19 protein-coding genes are annotated in these 19108 nt (G+C 50.6%); 16 read left to right on the forward strand and 3 right to left on the reverse strand.

The features are described from left to right. Nucleotides 1-33 precede the first annotated feature (33 nt). On the forward strand, nucleotides 34-1023 hold the full coding sequence (locus tag AB8881_00195; GenBank protein XDZ63348.1) for a DUF6352 family protein: 990 nt from the start codon (nucleotides 34-36) through the stop codon (nucleotides 1021-1023). Between the two features lie 93 nt (nucleotides 1024-1116). Here AB8881_00195 and AB8881_00200 read toward each other — a convergent pair whose 3' ends face one another. Next, complete coding sequence (locus AB8881_00200; GenBank protein ID XDZ63349.1) at nucleotides 1117-3147, reverse strand: 4Fe-4S dicluster domain-containing protein; 2031 nt, start codon at nucleotides 3145-3147, stop codon at nucleotides 1117-1119. 164 nt (nucleotides 3148-3311) lie between these two features. Between AB8881_00200 and AB8881_00205 the strand changes: the two genes are divergently transcribed. The 10 genes from AB8881_00205 to AB8881_00250 all read left to right on the forward strand — a co-directional run bounded on the left by AB8881_00205 (nucleotide 3312) and on the right by AB8881_00250 (nucleotide 12617). Continuing rightward, entirely contained in the window at nucleotides 3312-3950 is a 639-nt protein-coding gene (locus AB8881_00205) for a DUF3305 domain-containing protein (protein XDZ63350.1), read from the forward strand. Between the two features lie 134 nt (nucleotides 3951-4084). Beyond that, nucleotides 4085-5041, forward strand: coding sequence for a DUF3306 domain-containing protein (locus AB8881_00210; protein XDZ63351.1), 957 nt, complete (start codon nucleotides 4085-4087; stop codon nucleotides 5039-5041). A 174-nt stretch (nucleotides 5042-5215) separates the two neighbouring features. Further along, entirely contained in the window at nucleotides 5216-5830 is a 615-nt protein-coding gene (locus AB8881_00215; protein XDZ63352.1) for a molecular chaperone, read from the forward strand. A 59-nt stretch (nucleotides 5831-5889) separates the two neighbouring features. Further along, a complete protein-coding gene (locus tag AB8881_00220) occupies nucleotides 5890-6087 on the forward strand; it encodes a twin-arginine translocation signal domain-containing protein (protein ID XDZ63353.1) in 198 nt (65 codons plus the stop codon). 31 nt (nucleotides 6088-6118) lie between these two features. Next, complete coding sequence (locus AB8881_00225) at nucleotides 6119-9010, forward strand: formate dehydrogenase subunit alpha (protein XDZ63354.1); 2892 nt, start codon at nucleotides 6119-6121, stop codon at nucleotides 9008-9010. Nucleotides 9011-9021: 11 nt separating this feature from the next. Beyond that, on the forward strand, nucleotides 9022-9612 hold the full coding sequence (gene fdh3B, locus AB8881_00230) for a formate dehydrogenase FDH3 subunit beta (protein XDZ63355.1): 591 nt from the start codon (nucleotides 9022-9024) through the stop codon (nucleotides 9610-9612). A 120-nt stretch (nucleotides 9613-9732) separates the two neighbouring features. Continuing rightward, on the forward strand, nucleotides 9733-9933 hold the full coding sequence (locus tag AB8881_00235) for a hypothetical protein (GenBank protein XDZ63356.1): 201 nt from the start codon (nucleotides 9733-9735) through the stop codon (nucleotides 9931-9933). A 32-nt stretch (nucleotides 9934-9965) separates the two neighbouring features. After that, on the forward strand, nucleotides 9966-11021 hold the full coding sequence (locus tag AB8881_00240; GenBank protein XDZ63357.1) for a formate dehydrogenase subunit gamma: 1056 nt from the start codon (nucleotides 9966-9968) through the stop codon (nucleotides 11019-11021). 109 nt (nucleotides 11022-11130) lie between these two features. Further along, nucleotides 11131-12423 carry a c-type cytochrome gene (locus AB8881_00245; protein XDZ63358.1) on the forward strand — a complete coding sequence of 431 codons (1293 nt, stop codon included), beginning with the start codon at nucleotides 11131-11133 and terminating at the stop codon, nucleotides 12421-12423. A 56-nt stretch (nucleotides 12424-12479) separates the two neighbouring features. Continuing rightward, nucleotides 12480-12617 carry a hypothetical protein gene (locus tag AB8881_00250; protein XDZ63359.1) on the forward strand — a complete coding sequence of 46 codons (138 nt, stop codon included), beginning with the start codon at nucleotides 12480-12482 and terminating at the stop codon, nucleotides 12615-12617. 10 nt (nucleotides 12618-12627) lie between these two features. Here AB8881_00250 and AB8881_00255 read toward each other — a convergent pair whose 3' ends face one another. Then, entirely contained in the window at nucleotides 12628-13962 is a 1335-nt protein-coding gene (locus AB8881_00255; GenBank protein ID XDZ63360.1) for a S8 family serine peptidase, read from the reverse strand. A gap of 130 nt (nucleotides 13963-14092) precedes the next feature. Here AB8881_00255 and AB8881_00260 point away from each other — a divergent pair, with 130 nt between their 5' ends. From AB8881_00260 to moaE, 5 genes are all read left to right on the forward strand, one after another. After that, the gene (locus tag AB8881_00260) at nucleotides 14093-14833 is read left to right on the forward strand and encodes a S1C family serine protease (protein XDZ63361.1); all 741 of its coding nucleotides are present in this window, start codon (nucleotides 14093-14095) and stop codon (nucleotides 14831-14833) included. A 129-nt stretch (nucleotides 14834-14962) separates the two neighbouring features. After that, entirely contained in the window at nucleotides 14963-15979 is a 1017-nt protein-coding gene (moaA, locus tag AB8881_00265; GenBank protein XDZ63362.1) for a GTP 3',8-cyclase MoaA, read from the forward strand. Beyond that, the gene (gene mobB / locus AB8881_00270) at nucleotides 15980-16525 is read left to right on the forward strand and encodes a molybdopterin-guanine dinucleotide biosynthesis protein B (GenBank protein ID XDZ63363.1); all 546 of its coding nucleotides are present in this window, start codon (nucleotides 15980-15982) and stop codon (nucleotides 16523-16525) included. Between the two features lie 4 nt (nucleotides 16526-16529). Further along, nucleotides 16530-17765 carry a gephyrin-like molybdotransferase Glp gene (gene glp / locus AB8881_00275; protein ID XDZ63364.1) on the forward strand — a complete coding sequence of 412 codons (1236 nt, stop codon included), beginning with the start codon at nucleotides 16530-16532 and terminating at the stop codon, nucleotides 17763-17765. A 24-nt stretch (nucleotides 17766-17789) separates the two neighbouring features. Beyond that, nucleotides 17790-18242 carry a molybdopterin synthase catalytic subunit MoaE gene (moaE, locus tag AB8881_00280; protein ID XDZ63365.1) on the forward strand — a complete coding sequence of 151 codons (453 nt, stop codon included), beginning with the start codon at nucleotides 17790-17792 and terminating at the stop codon, nucleotides 18240-18242. Nucleotides 18243-18326: 84 nt separating this feature from the next. Here the strand turns inward: moaE and AB8881_00285 are convergent, their stop codons facing one another. Then, entirely contained in the window at nucleotides 18327-18974 is a 648-nt protein-coding gene (locus AB8881_00285; protein ID XDZ63366.1) for a TIGR02466 family protein, read from the reverse strand. Nucleotides 18975-19108 lie beyond the last annotated feature (134 nt).

The following is a 19108-nucleotide window of genomic DNA, read 5'->3' on the forward strand; positions in this document are numbered from 1 at the left end:
GATTACTGGGCGTTTATGGAGTTTGGGAACATAATGAGTAATGATTTTTGGCTAACGTCTGGATGGCATCTCACAGCACGTGACGATCACGGGCATATGGTGCCATCTGTCGATTTCATGCGGGCCTATTTTATGCGCGAAGAGGTAGCCCCTGAAGAGGGGTCATGTGATGCTGAAATTGCTCTTCATAAGCGCTTGATTGATGATCCATTTGCCGTGGTCGTTCCAACAGATCTGTTTGAAATTGCTGATAAAGATGTCGTTCATAATTATCAGGCAGTGTTACGGTTCCGTAATTTTCTGGCGGATTACCCAACGTTGGAATCGGCTTATATGGCGATGGCGCGCAATGCCCAGCCTAACATTCCACCGCTATTTTTTGAGCAGGTGGCACAAATAATCCTGCGCAATATCCTTGATGGCGAGACCGACCCGTTGCAGCTACGCGCAGCAGAAATACTGTTCCGAAATCAGGTTGTCACACTTGATGATGGCCGGATCATGGTCGCCGATCATGCAACGGTGCAGCTGCAATCCGGGATGCAGAAAATCATCGAGCCCGCAACCACGTCTGATGAGGTGCAGATTGATATTCTGGCAACCGAAACTGCAAGTGAATATTGGGCACGCTCGGACCTATTTAACACGTCGGTAGATATTGCCTATACGCAGCCTGCATTGGATGGTTTGGCGCGCGTTATGGAAAAATGGGTTGCGCATTTCTTGCCACTATCTGTCCGCATTTCACCAATGATCAAAATCGAAGATGAAGCATGGTCATGGCATATTGGTCTCGATGCTGAAGCCACAAAAATCCTCAATGATCTTTACCGCGGTGAGGCGGTGGACGAGGCGCGTTTGCGGCGGATTCTTTGTCTGTTCACGCTTGAAACCGACAATGGTTTTGTGCCTGAAATGAGTGGTAAGCCGGTCTATCTCGGTCTTGCGATGGATGCTGCTGGAATCGTTCGTATGAAGCCACAAAATTTGTTAGTAAATCTGCCAGTTATAGACCCATCTTAAAGTTGAATTTAATGTAATTTAGGCAAAAAAAGGGACAGAAACCACATGGGAATCTGCCGCTTTATTTTTCTGGATTCACTTTGGATAGTCGGGCTAGTTCAGATAATCATCTGTTGTGCGCGGCTTTGGCCGGTCAGCAAGATCCATAACCTTGTCATTCTGCTCAAACATTGCTTCAACCCGGCAATCTTCGCACATCTTCAACATATCGGTTCGTGCCGTCTGCTGGAACATGCTGTGATCAGCAAGTTTGCTTATCACGCGTTCGATTGATTTTGAGCTGCCAAACGGCTTGCCGCAAGATTTGCATTCGAACGGCGTATCTTCAATCACTAATTCAGCTGCCATTGCACTATCGGCAAGGTTGAATTGCGGAACGAGTGTGATCACTTTTTCTGGGCAGGTTGACGCGCAAATACCGCATTGCAGGCAAGCATCCTCGCGGAATAGCAATTGCGGTGCATCCGGATTATCTTGCAAGGCACCGGCAGGGCAGGCGCTAACGCAAGACAGGCAAATTGTGCAATTATCCGTGTCAATATCAACCCGTCCATAGGGTGATCCGGCCGGAAGCTCGATCGTTGTGCCAGCACTGGTGTTTGCAGCGGCAAGTCCGCGCATGGCTAAGCGTGTCATCGAGCGCGGCGCCCCGATTGGGCTGAACGGTGCCGGCTTTGCCTTGCTTTTACACGGGCTATTATACAATGCTTCAGCAACTGCGTCCGGGTCGGCTGCATCAATCAGAATAATCCGGTTATCGGCATCTGCCTTAACTCCGGCGAGCATTGCCTTTGCCAATGTCACCTGATCGGCCAATGGTGCGTTTTCAACAGCTTTCGCTGGGTTCAGCAACACAAATACCTGCTGATAACCAAGCGCAATTGCGGCAACCATGACATCATGACCGACGCGCCCCATCGCATGCATCGACACCGGCAATAGATTGGCCGGTAAGCCGCGACCAAATCGGGCGATTGTTTCAATCATTTCAGCGCCGTAAGAGTCGTCGTGCAACAACAGGCTGGGCGCTTTGCCGCCAGCATCTTGGTAATAGCTGATCAGATTGGCGATGCCTGAAATCAGTTGATCTGCAGGCGGATATGCAGTTTGCGCCGCGCCGGATGGACAAACCGCCCCGCATAGGCCGCAGCCACCGCAGATCGCCGGATCGATGGCGACATGATCGCCAAGGCTTTGGATCGCACCGGCCGGACAAACATCAAGACAGCGTGAGCAGCCGCTGATTTTGTTGCGTGAATGGGCGCATAGGTTTTCGTCATAACGCACATAGATCGGCTTTTCGAATTCGCCAATCAGCTGTGCGGCTTCGATTTCAATTGCGGCAAGCGCGCCAATATCATCACCAGCAGCACGGAAATAGCCGTCACGCTTTTCCCAACCGGTGAAAAGTGGTGTGTCGCCGGTCAAATCAATTAAGATGTCGCAGCTTGTCTCAACGCCATCGGATCGCGGCTCAAATTTCAACGCATCGCGGCTCGACGGAAGGGCTGAACCAAATTGGTCAATGACCAGATCGAAATGGGTGAAATGGCCTTTGGTACTCTTGATCTTGCCAGTTGTTATGATGCCACAATCACGCGTTGGAAACAGGTCATCGGTGGGGTTTGCCAGCATAATGGTCACGCCCAATTGGCCGTTGAGCTTGGTGCCAAGCGCTATCGCTGCCTCTGCGCCGCCATTAGTCCGTCCAGCATCAGCATAGATCAGGCAGCGCCCGTCGGAGTTTAGGGCAATGCTGCGGGATGGGCGGTGCACATCGCCGGTCTGCGTAATTAAGGCAGCAATTTTCGCAATGCTGTCTTTTGATTCGTCAGACCAGCCAGCACGCTCACGGATATTCACCGTTGCCGGTGTAGGGCATTCCATTTCCTCAGCAATCGCATCAAAAACTGCGGTTTCCTGGGTGCAGGCGATCAATAATGATAGGTTCTGATCCTTGGCGTCACGCATCGCTGCGGCAAGTGTTTCGGTTTCCGCCCGGCATAATGATGTCGCAACTTCACATCCGCTGGCCGCACCGCACGCCTTGGCAAGTTTTGGCCCATCAATCGCCATTGTGCCACCGCAGTTGCAAACCATAATTTTTTGGTTGGATAAAATCATTTTACACGCCTTTGCTCGATATGTTGTGGCAATGGCACCCGTTCGCCAATGACCTCGCTAAACTAGCCTAGATCGCCGTAAAGACAAGATGGTTTCGCGATAAACCTTGCAACGTGGGGCGGTTTTGATAGATAGTGCTGACCTATTTTTAGGAGCTTTACGACGTGACCAATTCTATATCGCCGGAAAGTCGGCACGTTTTGTACGCGGTTCGGTTAATCATCGAGCGTCAGTCAATCGACAATCCCTGGCAGTCGCATCGCTGGGTAATCCACGATCTTGTTCCGCTAAATCTTAGTGCTGGTGACGGATTACCGCCGAGTAATGACATTCATTTTCAGCGATTGCGCCAGCCATCCGGTAGTGAGGCGGGCGAGGCACTGTTCACGGCTGAGGCGTCGCTGGACTTGCATCGTGCCGAGGCTGAGGCTTACGCGGAAAACCTGGCATCATCAGAGCCGGCGATCTATGTGGTGTTGCGGCAAAATGAAGCGGATGACGAAAACAACGATGCGGATATCGACATTCATTTGGCCGAAATCAGTCTCTCACCATATAATATTCAGGATTATGAGGATTGCGGCGAAGATCAGATTGAAAAACTGCCACTCCAGGGGCCTATTGCCAATTTTGTCAAAGAGTTTGTCGATATTCATTTCAAACCCGAGCCTTTTAAAAAGCGCAAGCGCGACAAGGCAAAGTTGGAACGTGACCAGCTTGGTGGGGCTGATCCGAGGTTGCGCCGTAAGGGTGATATGTTTCAGGTTCCATCAGATCACAAAAATCATGATGAATACCATTAGACCTGTGATAGGGTTTCCTGCAGTCGGGTTGGGTTTCTATCTAGCTCGGCCTTTTGCTAGCGGAGTATGTTGAGGCGCTTTTGCATCTCACCATCGCAATTTAACAACCAGTTCAGCCCCAAGAGGTCAAGCGAATGTCGCGGCGCATTAAACAGGATGATCACGACAAGCCGGATGGTAATGGCACCGGTGGCGGCTTTTTATCTCGTTGGTCGGCGCGGAAAAGCCAGATTGCCAAAGGTGAGCCTGTGCCCGAAGAAGCGCCGCTTCCGCTTGCAGAAGATGGAACTGCCCTCAAGGTCAATGATGAGGTTGAGGATGATGAAGACGCCGCGCTAACCAATGCGGAGCTTCTTGAAAAATATGAATTGCCCGACCCTGAGGATGTAACCGAGGAAACCGGCCTTGATCGCTTCATGAGCGGTGATATGCCTGAACGTCTGCGGCAGATGGCGTTGCGCCGCCTGTGGCGGTTGAACCCGATGTTTGGCATTGTTGATGACATGGTCGAATATGGCGAGGATTATACCGATGCCGCCGTCGTTATCGAGGGCATGCAGACTGCATATACCGCTGGTAGAGGCTATGCGAGCAAAGCAGTCGAGCCTGAGGAAATAGCGGAAGCTGAAGATCAGGTTGAAGATGGGCCTGGAGATGGGTCTGAAGATGGGTCTGAAGACAGGCAAGACGATCAGGCAGAAGAAGCCAAGCCGGATAACGCGGTGACTGACGCCAGCGATGACGCGGGTAAAAGCGCTGAAAACGGTGCAGAAGACGCGCAGAAACAGCCAGACATCGCGGCCGATGGAAACCCCGAAGGTGATGATTCTGTATCGGCCAAAATCCCACATGGTTTGCCAGATAATCCAACCGGTGCGCATTTGGTTTTGCCCGACATGGCCGAGATGGCACCGGATCTTGTTGCGGTTATGCCGTCAACGCCGGTTTCCAACGCATTCGAGCCTGCATCTGAAACCGCCGCGAGTGCAGCGCTCACAGCACCTTATGATCAGACAGAGAAAAGCAATAATACTGAGGAAAATCAGGCTCCTGCATGGCGTCCAGCGCGAATGAATTTCCATAAAAAATAGTGTCTTGAGTTCAGCAGTGGCGGCAGTATTCGCGACGGTGGGTAAGACCATCTCAGTGATTGTTTCTAATGTAGCGAAAAAAACTTTCCAAAATGGCACTAAAATTGGCACTGATGGTTTGCGGATCGTGAAGTGTTATGTTAGCTTTTTGGTAATATATGAGATTGGGGTGCTATGTCGGGTTCGAATACAGCAGAAGTTGAAATTCCTCAGGAGGATATCCTCCGTGCTGATATGTATGATTTTCTTGCGTCTTTGCTGCGCAAGGAGCCTAGTGATGCGCTGATTGAAGAGGTTGGGCGCCTGCAGGGCGACAGCTCGCCGATCGGCAGCGCGTGTCTAACCTTGTCTCACCTCGCCAAAACCCTCGATAATGGCCTGATTCGGAATGAATATGTGACAATGTTCATTGGTGTTGGCCGCGGTGAAATACTGCCATTTGCATCCTATTACCTGACCGGTTTCCTGAACGATAAGCCGCTGGCGAACTTACGCGCCGACATGGACGCGATTGGTATCCGCCGCGCCGAGGGTGTAAAAGAGCCTGAAGATCACATTGCGAGCCTGTTTGACATCATGTCAGGATTGATTAGAGGGCGCTTTGGCCGCTGCTATTCAATTGGTGAGCAGGCGACATTCTTTCGTAAACATATCGAACCTTGGGCAGACTTGCTGATGCGCGATATTGAGGCGGCAAAAACGGTGGTGTTTTTTGCGCCTGTGGGCAGCATTGGTCGAGCCTTTTTAGAAATTGAAAGCGAAGCTTTCAGCATGGATGGAACAGGGTAGCGAGAGGCCCCTGTTTCCTAGCGTCGCATATGGTGTGCGGCACATTTTTGGAGGGAAAAATGGAAAATAAAAACAGAAAAGATGCGGTGGCGGATCGTCGTGACTTCCTCAAGCGTTCTGCGGTTTCTGTTGCAGCTGCCGGTGTGGTAGCGGTTGCAGGAAAAACAGCGTCAGCAAGTGAAGTTGAGGCGCCTACGGGCTCTGGCTACCGTGAAACTGAACATGTGAAGGCGTTTTATGCCTCAGCACGGTTTTAATCAATTTTCTTGATTCTATTAGGAGGATAACATGCTTAGAAAGAAGACGTCCGGGGTTGCGAGAGGCCCCCAGTCATCGTCTTTCATTAGTAAAGCAACCGAAACGGTTGTTGACCGTCGCGCGTTTTTGCGTGGTTCAGGTCTTGCTATTGGAGGTTTGGCTACGGCCGCTGCACTTGTGGGGTCAAATGTGACGCCAGCAAAAGCTGCATTTTCAGGAGCAGCAGCAGAAATTAAAAAGTCAGTCTGCACCCATTGTTCTGTCGGTTGTACCGTTATTGCAGAAGTGCAAAACGGTGTATGGACGGGGCAAGAGCCTGGTTGGGACAGTCCAATCAATCTTGGAGCGCATTGTGCCAAAGGTTCTTCAGTTCGGGAAACTGCAAGCGGTGAACGCCGTTTAAAATACCCAATGAAACTAGTTGGTGGAAAATGGGTTCGGATGAGTTGGGATGACGCCATCAATGAAATTGGCGATCAGATGCTCGATATCCGTGAAAAGTCTGGCCCTGACTCAGTTTATTGGCTTGGTTCGGCTAAGCATAACAACGAGCAGGCATATCTGTTCCGTAAGCTATACGCGTATTGGGGATCCAATAACGGTGACCACCAAGCTCGTATTTGTCACTCAACCACAGTGGCCGGTGTTGCGAACACCTGGGGCTATGGTGCGATGACAAACTCCTATAATGATATGCACAATTCAAAAGCAATTTTCATTATTGGCGGTAACCCTGCTGAAGCTCACCCCGTTTCATTGATGCATGTTCTTAAAGCAAAAGAGCAAAACAATGCACCAGTGATTGTTTGTGACCCACGTTTCACCCGTACAGCAGCTCATGCAGATGAGTATGTTCGCTTCCGTCCGGGATCAGACGTTGCCCTTATCTGGGGTATTATGTGGCACATTTTTGAAAACAAGTGGGAGGATAAAGAATTTATCCGCCAGCGTGTTTACGGCATGGAAGATGTCCTTGCTGAAGTCAAAAAATGGAACCCGGCTGAAACCGAGCGTGTAACTGGTGTTCCAGGATCGCAGCTCAAGCGTGTTGCCCAGATTATGGCAAACAATCGTCCAGGCACCTTTGTATGGTGTATGGGAGGCACACAGCATACAAACGGCAACAACAATACCCGGGCTTATTGTGCGTTCCAGCTTGCACTTGGAAATATGGGTACTGCCGGCGGTGGTGCAAACATTTTCCGGGGCCATGATAATGTTCAGGGTGCCACAGATATGTGCGTTCTTTCTCATTCACTGCCTGGCTATTATGGGCTTGCAGCTGGATCATGGAAGCATTGGGCACGTGTTTGGGGCGAGGACTATGAATGGCTAAAAGGGCGGTTTGCATCAATCAAAGGCAAAGACGGCAAGTCCAAGAGCCTAATGAATTCAAGTGGTATTCCCGTATCACGTTGGATTGATGGTGTTCTTGAAAACAAAGAGAACATGGACCAGCCAGATAATCTTCGTGCGATGGTTTTCTGGGGCCATGCTCCAAACTCGCAGACCCGTATGAAGGAAATGAAGACGGCGATGGAAAAGCTCGACTTGATGGTCGTGATTGATCCTTACCCTACTGTCTCTGCTGTGCTTTCTGATCGTACAGACGGTGTTTATTTGCTTCCGGCGACTACGCAGTTTGAGACCTATGGCTCCGTTACAGCTTCAAACCGGTCAATCCAATGGCGTGAAAAGGTTATCGAGCCTTCATTTGACTCGCTCCCTGATCATACAATCATTTATAAGTTTGCCAAAAAACTTGGCTTCGCTGATCGTATGTTCCGCAAAATAAAAGTCACCAATGATGAGCCACTAATCGAAGATGTCACCCGTGAGTTTAACAGTGGCATGTGGACCATCGGATACACTGGCCAGTCGCCAGAACGTCTGAAAGCTCACATGGCTAATCAGCACGTGTTCGATAGAACATCATTGCAGGCTGTTGGTGGTGAGCTTGATGGTGAATATTATGGCTTGCCTTGGCCTTGTTGGGGTACAGCAGAGATGGGGCATCCAGGCACACCTCTACTATACGACACTTCAAAACCAGTGGCTGAAGGGGGTCTTTGTTTCCGTGCCCGATTTGGGGTAGAGCATGAGGGCAACAATCTGTTGGCTGAAGGTTCTTACCCCGTTGGGTCTGAAATCAAGGACGGTTACCCAGAATTTACGATGGGTATGCTGAAGAAGCTTGGCTGGGATGGTGACCTGACTGCTGACGAACGTTCGGCAATTGAAAAGGTTGCTGGTGACAAGACCAACTGGAAGGTTGATTTGTCAGGTGGTATCCAAAGGGTTGCGATCAAGCATGGTTGTGCACCATTTGGTAACGCGAAGGCACGTGTAAAGGTCTGGACATTCCCAGATCCAATTCCGCTCCATCGTGAGCCATTGTACACATCGCGTCGTGATCTTGTGGCCGATTATCCAACCTACTCAGACCGTAAGCTCTATCGTCTGCCGACTTTATATAAGTCGATCCAGGATAAGGATTATTCGGTTGAATATCCGATGATTCTGACCTCAGGTCGTTTGGTCGAATATGAGGGCGGTGGTGATGAAACCCGTTCAAACCCATGGCTTGCTGAATTACAGCAGGACATGTTTGTTGAGATGAACCCATTTGATGCCAATGGAAAGAATATCCGTAACGGCGATATGGTTTGGGTGAAGACACCTGAAGGCGCGCAGATCAAGGTCATGGCCATGGTCACGGAACGTGTCGCCAAAGGTGTTGCCTTCTTGCCATTCCATTTTGGTGGGCATCTTGAGGGGGTAGACCAACGGTCCAAGTATCCAGAGGGATCCGATCCTTATGTACTTGGTGAAGCAGCCAACACGGCCATGACTTATGGCTATGACTCAGTGACATTGATGCAGGAGACGAAATGTTCGCTCTGCACAATTGAACGCGTATAAGGGAGGTACACATGGCAAGAATGAAATTTCTTTGTGATGCAGAACGCTGTATCGAATGTAACGCCTGTGTTACTGCATGTAAGAACGAGCATGAGGTTCCGTGGGGTGTGAACCGTCGTCGGGTGGTTACCATCCAAGACGGCAAGCCCGGCGAACGCTCAATCTCAGTTGCATGTATGCATTGTTCAGACGCGCCTTGTATGGCTGTCTGTCCTGTGGATTGCTTCTACCAGACCGAACAGGGTGTGGTATTGCATTCAAAGGACCTCTGCATTGGCTGTGGTTATTGCTTCTATGCTTGCCCATTTGGAGCACCGCAATATCCGCAGGCTGGTAACTATGGTTCACGTGGCAAAATGGACAAATGTACATTCTGCGCAGGTGGCCCAGAGGACGACATGAGCAGCCTCGAATTCCAGAAATACGGTCGTAACCGTCTGGCTGAAGGCAAACTGCCAATTTGTGCAGAAATGTGTTCAACTAAAGCGTTGCTGGCAGGGGATGGAGACCAAGTCTCTAACATCTTCCGTGAGCGGATCGTTGCCCGTGGATTTGGGTCAGGCGCTTGGGGATGGGGCACTGCATATTCCATCAAGGGCTAATCTGCCAAACTGAAATCGGTGGGCTCCTCCTGTTGCGAGGGGCCCACCCCTTTTATTGTAATTTCTACCCAAGATGCGCAGGTTACCATGTAAACCGCGTCTGGGGTTTGTGAGGGGCAAATGATTGCAATCACACGTAAATTTTTTATTCTCTTTGCTTTGACAGCGGTCGCGACCGGGTTGTCAGCTTGTGCAGAGGAAGAGCAAAACCGGGTTCTCAGTTATAAAAAGGGAACCTATCTCGGCAAAGCGGATCAGCAGTTGACCGAAGATCAGTTACGCACATTGATCTATCGATCAAACGCTCAGCGCTCCGACTAAGGCGCGATTTAAGGATAGGGAGACCGGGGACTATGTTTAAAAGATATTTAGGTATTTTAGCGGTTATGTTGACGATGTTTATCGGCACTGCCGCATCTGTTACACCTGCCGTTGCGCAAGTAAATGGTGAGGTACCGGGTACTGCGCTTGGCATCAAATCAGACACAGATTTATGGCGGTTTGTGCGCACAGGTAATGCTGGATCGACGCAGATGAAGGATGAATTGTCGGCTGTGATGATTCAATCTGAAGGCGACAATTGGCGCGCGTTTCGCAATGGCCCGTTGTCAATTTATGGCGCGTATGGACTTGCCGGCATCATTGGCCTGTTAGTGGTGTTTTATATGGTTCGTGGTCGCATCCGTATCGATGCAGGCCCGTCTGAAGATAAAATTCTGCGCTTTGGCACGATTGACCGCTTTGCGCATTGGTTGATGGCCGGTTCATTTGTCGTGCTAGGTATCACTGGCCTTAATATGCTTTACGGCCGTTATGTGCTGTTGCCAGTTTTGGGAAAGGACACTTTTGCGACCATCACTGCATTTGGCAAATATGCGCATAATTATCTGGCTTTTGCCTTTATGGTTGGCTTGGCGCTGTCGTTCGTTCTTTGGGTGCGTCACAATATTCCAAACAAGCTTGACCTTAAATGGCTGGCGATGGGTGGCGGTATTTTTGCCAAGGGTGTTCATCCACCAGCGCGGAAATTCAACGCAGGTCAGAAGATCATTTTCTGGGCGGTGATGATCGGTGGCTTGTCGGTCAGCATGTCAGGCATCGCTTTGATGTTCCCGTTCCAGACACATATGTTCGCTGAAACATTCGCGATGTTGAACGGTCTTGGCTTTAGTCTGCCAACCGACTTTACACCATTGCAGGAACAGCAGATGAACCAGCTGTGGCACGGTGTTGTGTCACTTGCGCTTGTGACCATGATCATTGCGCATATCTATATTGGTTCGGTTGGCATGGAAGGCGCTCTTGACGCGATGAATTCAGGTATGGTTGACCGTAACTGGGCGAAAGAGCACCATAATCTTTGGGTTGAAGAAGAAGATCAAAAGGCCAACCCAAAGCCGGCTGAATAACAGTTTGTCACTCATGCTTGGTTGATCAATGTCATCTTGCAATACCACGTCTCAAACAGCCGGCCCCTTTGTGAGCCGGCTGTTTCTATGTCTATTCCTTGCTATCCTGATGCCACTATCAGCGTCGGCCTTTGACCGGTTTACCGCGCATGGTGGGCCGGTTCGTGATCTGGCGCTATCACCCGATGGAAACTACCTCGTTACTGCCAGTTTTGATTATTCGGCAGTTTTGTGGTCGGCCGGTGATATTGCTGAAAAAACCACTCTTATAGGGCATGAAGCGGCGCTGAATACGGCGCAATTCTCGCCTGATGGTCGGCTGCTTGCGACCGCCGGTGATGATGGGTTGGTGCTGGTCTGGCCGGCTGACAAGTTTGAGAATCCGGCGATAGAGCCGATCATTCTGCGTGGCCATAAGGGTAAGATTGTTGATCTAGCTTTTTCCGACGATAATTCCATGCTGGCATCGGCCAGTTGGGACGGATCCATTGGCATTTGGCCGCTAGATGCTGGTCTTGATAATGCTGAGGGTAATGTCAGGTTTATTACCGGCCATGAGGGTCCGGTTAATGCGGTGCAGTTTTCCGATGATAGCGCCTTTCTCTATAGCGCAGGCTATGACGGACAAATCCGCTATTGGCGGCTGGAAAATGACGAATATCTGCGCAGCATTGTTCGCAATGGCTGGAGTGTCTCGGTTTTTGCCGTTGATGAGAAGCGCGATATTGTTGCGTTTGGGTCGTCTGACGGGGTGATGAGTGTGACGCGCATATCTGACCAGAGCGAGCTTTTGCGGGTTGGTGATGAGCGTGTGCCCGTGCTCTCGCTGTTCTATCGGGCGGGATCTGGCTTCATTGGCTTTGGTAATGCCAAGGGGCGGGTTTTTCTTGCCGACACAAAAGACTGGTCGGTTGTGCGTGATTTCAACGCGGCAAACGGCCCGATCTGGAGCTTGCTAGTCTTGCCTGATCAGCAATCTTTAATGGTGGCGGGGCTTGATGATTTCATTACACGCTGGCCGATTTTTGAATTTCCACCTGAATTTCTTGACAGACCGGGCCCAGCGCGCCGGTTTCATCCAAAGCAAGCCGTCAGCAATGGCGAATTGCAGTTCGCCCGTAAATGCAGTGTTTGTCATACGTTGACAGCAGATGGCCGGCGGCGTGCCGGACCAACATTATTTGGTGTTTTTGGTCGGCGTGCAGGGGGGCTTGAGGGATATCCATATTCACCGGCATTGCAGAACTCTGACATTATCTGGAGTGCCGCGACGATTAACCGTCTATTCGAAGAGGGGCCGGACAAGGTTACGCCCGGGACCAAAATGCCAATCCAGCGGATGAAAAATGCGCAAGATCGAGAGGATCTTGTGTCGTTCTTGCAATCTGCGACACAAAATTAGATAATCAGTTTGGCAGGGTGTCTCAGTGACAATTGCCATGAAATGGAGAAGTTAACATGAAAATGCTTATGATCAGCAGCGCTGCTGCAATCGTCATCGCTGTTGTCGCCTATTACGTTCTTACCAGCACAGGTATGGATACAGCATCTGTCTATTCAAGCGACGCTGTCCGCTTGACAGGTGGCCGCTACTAATTGCCGTTTGTTATTGCGATGCGCGCCGATATGGTGCGCATTCCGCATCAATTTGGCTGTCTGACAAAAACAACCCATAGGCGTAATTATGGTGCTGCGGGCGGATGCTATCTTTGACGGCTCGCGCTAATTCGGCGCCGTCCATCTTTGCGGTTTTTGTGCTAGCGACAATACAGATCGCATATCCGGCTAGTTTCGGTACAGCAAAGCTGCTTCCAGACATCATGGTTTCTTGATTCCCAACGCCGATTGCGGGTAGGTTCTCTGCTGGCAGTCCAATGCTGACATCTTGGCCGAAATTCACCCCGTCCGCCAATGATCCATCCTTAAGGGTTGAGGTAACGGTTAAGGTATTCGAAAGCTGGTTCACTGCCGGATAGGTCGGTTGTTTGCTCAAATCGACACCGTTATTGCCAGCTGAGATGATAAACAGCATTTCTGGATGACGCGCGGCGGCGGCAAAAAAGGCCTCCCATTCATCGGCATCGCGGCTGCCGAGTGGCATCATCACAATGCGCGCTTTGTGAGTGGCTAGCCATTCGACCGCGTCTTCCATCAAACGCATATTGCGGCGGGGATATCGCACTGGCAAAAGCCGAAAATCCGGGCCAACGCGGCTTAATATATCAACGACATAGCTTCCATGGCTTTGCGGGTAAAATGGGCTGCGTGCAAGGTTGGCATCGAACGGCAGGCTATCGCCGTCCCACAGGTCACGGGCAACCAAATTGCCGTCACGGTCATAAATCAGATGGGGCTGGAAATCAGGACGGCGATAATCGATTCCAGAATCGATATGCCCCACAATTAAGGCTGGATTTGTGCCCTGACGCTTGTTATTTATCTTTGCGAGGGGCGGCGGGTTAATCCATATCTGCTCATCAGATTTATCGCTATGTTGCACTGTCACCCGTTCCATCCTGCCATCATCCAAATAGGTGATCTTGCGGCGTTCACGCAAATTGCAATCCGGTTTGAACACCGACAATGTCACCGGATCAAGGCCGTGATAGATCTCGTTTCGCATCCCGCGCAATCGGTCAGCCACAAAAAAAGCCGACAGCCTGAACTGGGTAATCTTATCAATTTGAAAAATATAATGAAACCTTGCCGCCATGCCGCGTTGATTGTGGGTATGCCGCGCCAGTTTCCAGCCATTTTGCGCCGCGAATATCTGGGCAATTTTGATCATCTCGTCTGGATTCGCGGTCTGATTGGCTTTTGGCTGCAAATCAACGCAGAATTGTGCCAGACTATCGTCATCGGTATTGTCGACGGCAATGACATCCGCAGGTGCGACAAAAAATAGCAAGCTTGCAATCAAGCCGAGACAACGTCGTAACATGCGAAATTGGAACGGTGTCTTAATCTGATATTGCGTGTTTGGTTTATGCCTGTTTAAACGCTCTGTTAGCAGAATCTGTGTTTTCAGAATCTGTGTTACCAGCAGCTTTGATTGTTTGGTTAGGCTTTCGATGATACATCACCTGATAAATATTAAACTATTAAGATATCTATTTTTTGGCCTTGCAGCGATTAGTTTAGGCGTGTTTGGCCATGCTGCCAATGCAGAGCATGGTGCTAAAACATGGACAAAGGCAAAAAAATCGCTGGTGGCTGTTAATCCGGTTTGGCCGGGTTACGACCGTCCGGGATTCGGTGCGCCGCAGGGGACTGCACCGGCTGGAACCGGTGTCTATTTCAGTATGAATGAGGCACAGGATACAGCGTTTATTCTCACTGCTGCTCATGTTGTGGCGCAGGCAAAATCTATTGAAATTGTTGATTTTTCTGGAAATTCATCTGCCGCATCTCTGCATGCCATAGATTGGCGGCGTGATATTGCCGTTTTAAAAACAGATCTGATCGGAACCGGTATTGTCGTTACCGATGATAGGCCGCTTATTGGAAGCCATGTCTGCGCCCTTGGAAACAGCTTTGGACTGGGGACAGGCATGAGCTGCGGTATTGTATCTGCGGTCGGTCGTTCCAATATAGGATTTAATGAAGTCGAGGATTTTATCCAGACAGATGCGGCGGTGAACCCCGGAATGTCTGGCGGGGCGCTGGTGGATCCGGACGGCCGTCTGATCGGACTCATTGATGGAATTTTTACAAAGGAAGCCGATATTGACGCCGGTGTGAATTTTGCCATTTCAGTGCCGCTTTTGCGCCAGAGTCTGGCCGAACATTTAAGCGCAGGGGTGCAGTTCTAACGGAATAATTCTTCACCCGACATGACTAGCGCCCGGGCACAAGACTCTCTATAGTGATGCGCTTGTACTGATGTGATTTTGTCCGGACGGTTTGACGATCGCCAAGGCAGCAAAGGTTATATGCGAATTATGGATAATGTAGTGCCACCAAAAACCCTTATCGACCCTTTCGGGCGAACGGTTGATTATATCCGCGTGTCGGTTACCGATCGATGCGATTTCCGGTGCGTCTATTGTATGGCCGAACATATGACATTCCTGCCAAAGGCGGAATTGCTGTCGCTTGAGGAGCTTGAGCAGGTTTGCCGTAATTTTATGGCACTCGGTACCCGCAAAATCCGGCTAACGGGCGGTGAGCCCTTGGTGCGCCGTAACATCATGCATCTTATCCGTAATCTTGGCAGTGAAGTGAAAGCCGGCAATCTGGATGAATTAACAATCACCACCAATGGCAGTCAATTGCATAAAATGGCGGATGAGCTGGTCGATGCCGGTGTAAAGCGGCTGAATATCTCAATTGATACTCTTGATCCGGATCGGTTCCGTGAAATCACCCGTTGGGGTGATCTGGATAATGTGCTTGCCGGTCTTGAGGCGGCAAAACGCGCTGGTCTAGATATCAAGCTGAATGCCGTGGCCTTGAAAGGCGTTAATGAATTTGACCTTGGCAACATGGTTGCATGGGCTGGTGATCAGGGATTTGACATGACGATCATCGAGGTTATGCCGATGGGTGATATCGGTAATGAAAACCGCGTTGATCAATATCTGCCGCTTTCGCAGGTGCGGGCCGAACTGTCCAAACGCTTTACACTGACTGACAGCAATTTTCAAACGCCCGGGCCGGCGCGTTATGTAACGGTCGAGGAAACCGGCCGCAGGTTGGGCTTTATTACGCCGTTGACGCATAATTTCTGCGAATCCTGTAATCGGGTACGAGTTACCTGCACCGGACAGCTTTATATGTGTCTTGGTCAGGATGATAATGCTGATCTGGCAAAGGCGCTTCGCGACCATGGTGAAGACGGGCTCCGTGATGCCATCATCGAGGCTATTGGTCGTAAACCAAAAGGGCATGATTTTGTGATTAGCCGGCGTTCGCCTTCAGCCGCTGTCGCGCGCCATATGAATGTAACCGGGGGCTAAATGATGACCGAGGCGCACCTTATTCGCCCGGGTCGGCATGGAGCCATTTTCGGGTTCGCGGGTTGGTCTGGTTCAGGCAAAACCACGCTTGTTGAAAAGATCATTGCCCATATCAGCGCCAGCGGGGTTGATGTTGCAACAATAAAACACGCACATCATCATTTTGATGCCGATCATGCTGGCAAAGATAGCTATCGTCACCGTGAGGCGGGGTCGCGGCAGGTTCTGGTATCATCGGCCTATCGCTCGGCGCATTTTATTGAACATGGTGATCGCGGCGAACCTGAACTTTCCACGTTACTCGACCAATTAATGCCGGCCGATCTGGTGCTTGTTGAGGGCTTTAAAAGCTATCCTATTCAAAAGATCGAGATACACCGGCCATCGGTTGGCAAGCCAATCCTTTATCCGAACGATGATTTGGTGATTGCGTTGGCGAGTGATGAACAAATTAGTGACTGCCCGTTGACCTTTTTTGATCTTGAGGATGTTGCCGGTATCGCGTCGTTTATATTGATGCAAACAAAGCTGAAGCAGGCGAGCTAGGCTGATGCCCAACCAGCAGACGGCCCCCATTCCTATCGATTTGGCCCGTGACGAATTGCTTGCCAGTATTGATGCGATAGAGGGTATAGAAACCGTCGATCTTGATCAGGCTTGCGGCAGAATCGCCGCTGAAACGATCACCAGCACAATTGATTTACCGCGAACGCATAATGCGGCGGTTGACGGCTATGGCGTCGATTCTGCCAGCCTGATTGACGCGCCTGATCGTGCATTTAAGATTGTTGGCGTCGCCCGCGCTGGTCATCCATTTGATGGTGTCATTGGCGCTGATGAGGCTATTGAAATCTACACTGGCGGCGTGATGCCACAAGGCCCTGATTGCGTTGCGATGCACGAAGATTGCACCCGTAGCGGTGACAATGTTGTGATCGCGGCAAAATTAACAAAAGGCAGCAATATGCGCCCGCCTGGTGAAAATCTTGCAAAGGGCGAGATCGTGATCGCCAAAGGGCAAATGATCAGCGCTGCTCTGGTGGGTCAGCTAGCCGCATCGGGAACAGCGCAAATCACAGTTCGGCGCCGCCTTCGGGTTGCGGTTATGTCCACTGGTGATGAGGTGGTGCCAGCTGGCAGTTCAGCCAGCCATGGACAGATTTTTGATGCAAATCGTCCAATGTTAAAGGCCATTCTCGCAAGCAGCCAAATGACCTTAATTGATTGCGGTATTGTTCCGGACAAGCTAGCGGCGCTTAGCGCGGCGTATGAAAATGCGCTAGAACAGGCTGATGTGGTGATTTCGTCAGGCGGGGCATCGGATGGGATTGAGGATCATACCCAGCAAGCCATGCAGCATATTGGCGCAAATTGCGCGTTTTGGCGGCTTGCGATGAAACCGGGGCGGCCAATGGCAGTTGGGCGACGTGAAAAGCAGCTTATTTTCTGCCTGCCGGGTAATCCGGTTGCCGCCTTTGTTTGCACGCGCCTTCTTATCAAGCCGGTTTTGAACAAGCTGCTGGATGGTGCCGTATCACCGATTTTGAAAATTCGTGTGCCTGCGGGTTTTACCCACAAGAAAAAGCCCGGCCGCGCCGAATTTCTGCGGGTTGTTCTGGTTGATAATGCTGATGGGCAGTATCTTCAATTGCATGGCCGCAAAGGGGCAGGGGTGATTTCATCGCTGACAGGTGCAGACGGGCTGGTTGAGATTCCCCTAGACAATGCTGGTGTCGATAAGGGGCTGATGCTCAATTTCCTGCCGTTTCACGAGCGCGGCCTTTAGGCCTTATGTTGGATGAGGAATAAAATGAGCGTACGCATTACCGAAGATGATTTTGATATTGCGCTTGAGCATGAAAAGCTGAAATCGCGCGACTCTGGGGCGATTGTTACCTTTACCGGAACGGTTCGTGACCTGCCCAATGGGGGCGGGTTGAACGCGATGACGCTTGAGCATTATCCCGGCATGACCGAAGCCGAAATCGAAACGATTATCGAACAGGCCAAGGCACGGTGGCCGCTAAACGAAGTTACGGTAATTCACCGCGTTGGGCGGCTTTTGCCAACTGAAAATATTGTCTTTGTCGGATGTTCATCGGCGCATCGTGGGGCTGCATTTGATGCCGCAAATTTCATCATGGACTTTCTCAAGACGAGGGCACCCTTTTGGAAGCTGGAAGACGGGCCAGACGGTGCAAAATGGGTTGATGCACGCGACTCTGACACGAGGGCGCTGGATCGCTGGGATCTGCCGAAATAATATTGGGGCTGGTAAGGCCGGCGCGCCCTTAACCGGACGCCCTAAACCGGACGCCATTAACCGGACGCTCTTAACCCGACGCCATTATCGCGGGATGTAGTCGTTCTTCCATTTCAGCACGACATTAAACGATACTGAAATCCGCGGCATATCTGACATATTAGGGTGCACCAGATGATGCAGAAATGCTGGCCATAGAAATAGATCGCCATTGTTTGGAAGCAGCCGATGTTCGGCGTCAACCTGGCCATCATTTCGGATCGAGTTCATATTTGCCTGTGGCCGCGGGTCAAAGAAACTGATCGCGCTGGGGTTCAAATCAGACCGAAATGTATCGGCATTGCTTTGGTCAGGCACCGATACATAATAGGTTCCGGACAGCCATGAATGCGGATGATTATGTAAATTGTGGTAATCGCCGCGCATATTCACATTGGCCCAGCCTTGCAAAACCCACTCAAGGTCATAATCAATACCCGCATGACGCGCATAATCCAGAACCGCCCGATCGCAACATTGCCGAAGCCAGATCAACGCCGGATGATCGGTCGCAAAAAGATTTCCCGAAATATAATCAACCGTCATATCATCGCGGGCAACGTTCTGCTCTAGCAAATGGTTGGATAGAACCGGATTAGCGGTGTCGTGTCCAGGCAGGCTCAGTGACATAAACTGCGTCGGCCAGAGTTGTTTGAATTCTGGTTTACCCGGTACATTCTCCGATTGTGACATTCTCTTACTTCTCCGGATCAATTCGGTTGATATGCTGGCGGCCAGATAGGCAGAAAAGGCATTTTCCCTAGCTTTTTTGAAGGCTAGCACCATTGAAACTTTAGGGCGCAATAGTGCCACCAGTCTATTGGCAG

The sequence above is a fragment of the Alphaproteobacteria bacterium LSUCC0396 genome (assembly GCA_041228345.1).
Classification (GTDB): Bacteria; Pseudomonadota; Alphaproteobacteria; order Puniceispirillales; family Puniceispirillaceae; genus UBA3439.

Bases quoted from the DNA above. Each gene is read 5' to 3' on its own strand.
- AB8881_00195 (XDZ63348.1), top strand. From the start codon at position 34: ATGAGTAATGATTTTTGGCTAACGTCTGGATGGCATCTCACAGCACGT.
- AB8881_00200 (XDZ63349.1), bottom strand. From the start codon at position 3,147: ATGATTTTATCCAACCAAAAAATTATGGTTTGCAACTGCGGTGGCACA.
- AB8881_00210 (XDZ63351.1), top strand. From the start codon at position 4,085: ATGTCGCGGCGCATTAAACAGGATGATCACGACAAGCCGGATGGTAAT.
- AB8881_00215 (XDZ63352.1), top strand. From the start codon at position 5,216: ATGTCGGGTTCGAATACAGCAGAAGTTGAAATTCCTCAGGAGGATATC.
- AB8881_00220 (XDZ63353.1), top strand. From the start codon at position 5,890: ATGGAAAATAAAAACAGAAAAGATGCGGTGGCGGATCGTCGTGACTTC.
- AB8881_00225 (XDZ63354.1), top strand. From the start codon at position 6,119: ATGCTTAGAAAGAAGACGTCCGGGGTTGCGAGAGGCCCCCAGTCATCG.
- fdh3B (XDZ63355.1), top strand. From the start codon at position 9,022: ATGGCAAGAATGAAATTTCTTTGTGATGCAGAACGCTGTATCGAATGT.
- AB8881_00235 (XDZ63356.1), top strand. From the start codon at position 9,733: ATGATTGCAATCACACGTAAATTTTTTATTCTCTTTGCTTTGACAGCG.
- AB8881_00240 (XDZ63357.1), top strand. From the start codon at position 9,966: ATGTTTAAAAGATATTTAGGTATTTTAGCGGTTATGTTGACGATGTTT.
- AB8881_00245 (XDZ63358.1), top strand. From the start codon at position 11,131: ATGCCACTATCAGCGTCGGCCTTTGACCGGTTTACCGCGCATGGTGGG.
- AB8881_00250 (XDZ63359.1), top strand. From the start codon at position 12,480: ATGAAAATGCTTATGATCAGCAGCGCTGCTGCAATCGTCATCGCTGTT.
- AB8881_00255 (XDZ63360.1), bottom strand. From the start codon at position 13,962: ATGTTACGACGTTGTCTCGGCTTGATTGCAAGCTTGCTATTTTTTGTC.
- AB8881_00260 (XDZ63361.1), top strand. From the start codon at position 14,093: ATGATACATCACCTGATAAATATTAAACTATTAAGATATCTATTTTTT.
- moaA (XDZ63362.1), top strand. From the start codon at position 14,963: ATGGATAATGTAGTGCCACCAAAAACCCTTATCGACCCTTTCGGGCGA.
- mobB (XDZ63363.1), top strand. From the start codon at position 15,980: ATGATGACCGAGGCGCACCTTATTCGCCCGGGTCGGCATGGAGCCATT.
- glp (XDZ63364.1), top strand. From the start codon at position 16,530: ATGCCCAACCAGCAGACGGCCCCCATTCCTATCGATTTGGCCCGTGAC.
- moaE (XDZ63365.1), top strand. From the start codon at position 17,790: ATGAGCGTACGCATTACCGAAGATGATTTTGATATTGCGCTTGAGCAT.
- AB8881_00285 (XDZ63366.1), bottom strand. From the start codon at position 18,974: ATGTCACAATCGGAGAATGTACCGGGTAAACCAGAATTCAAACAACTC.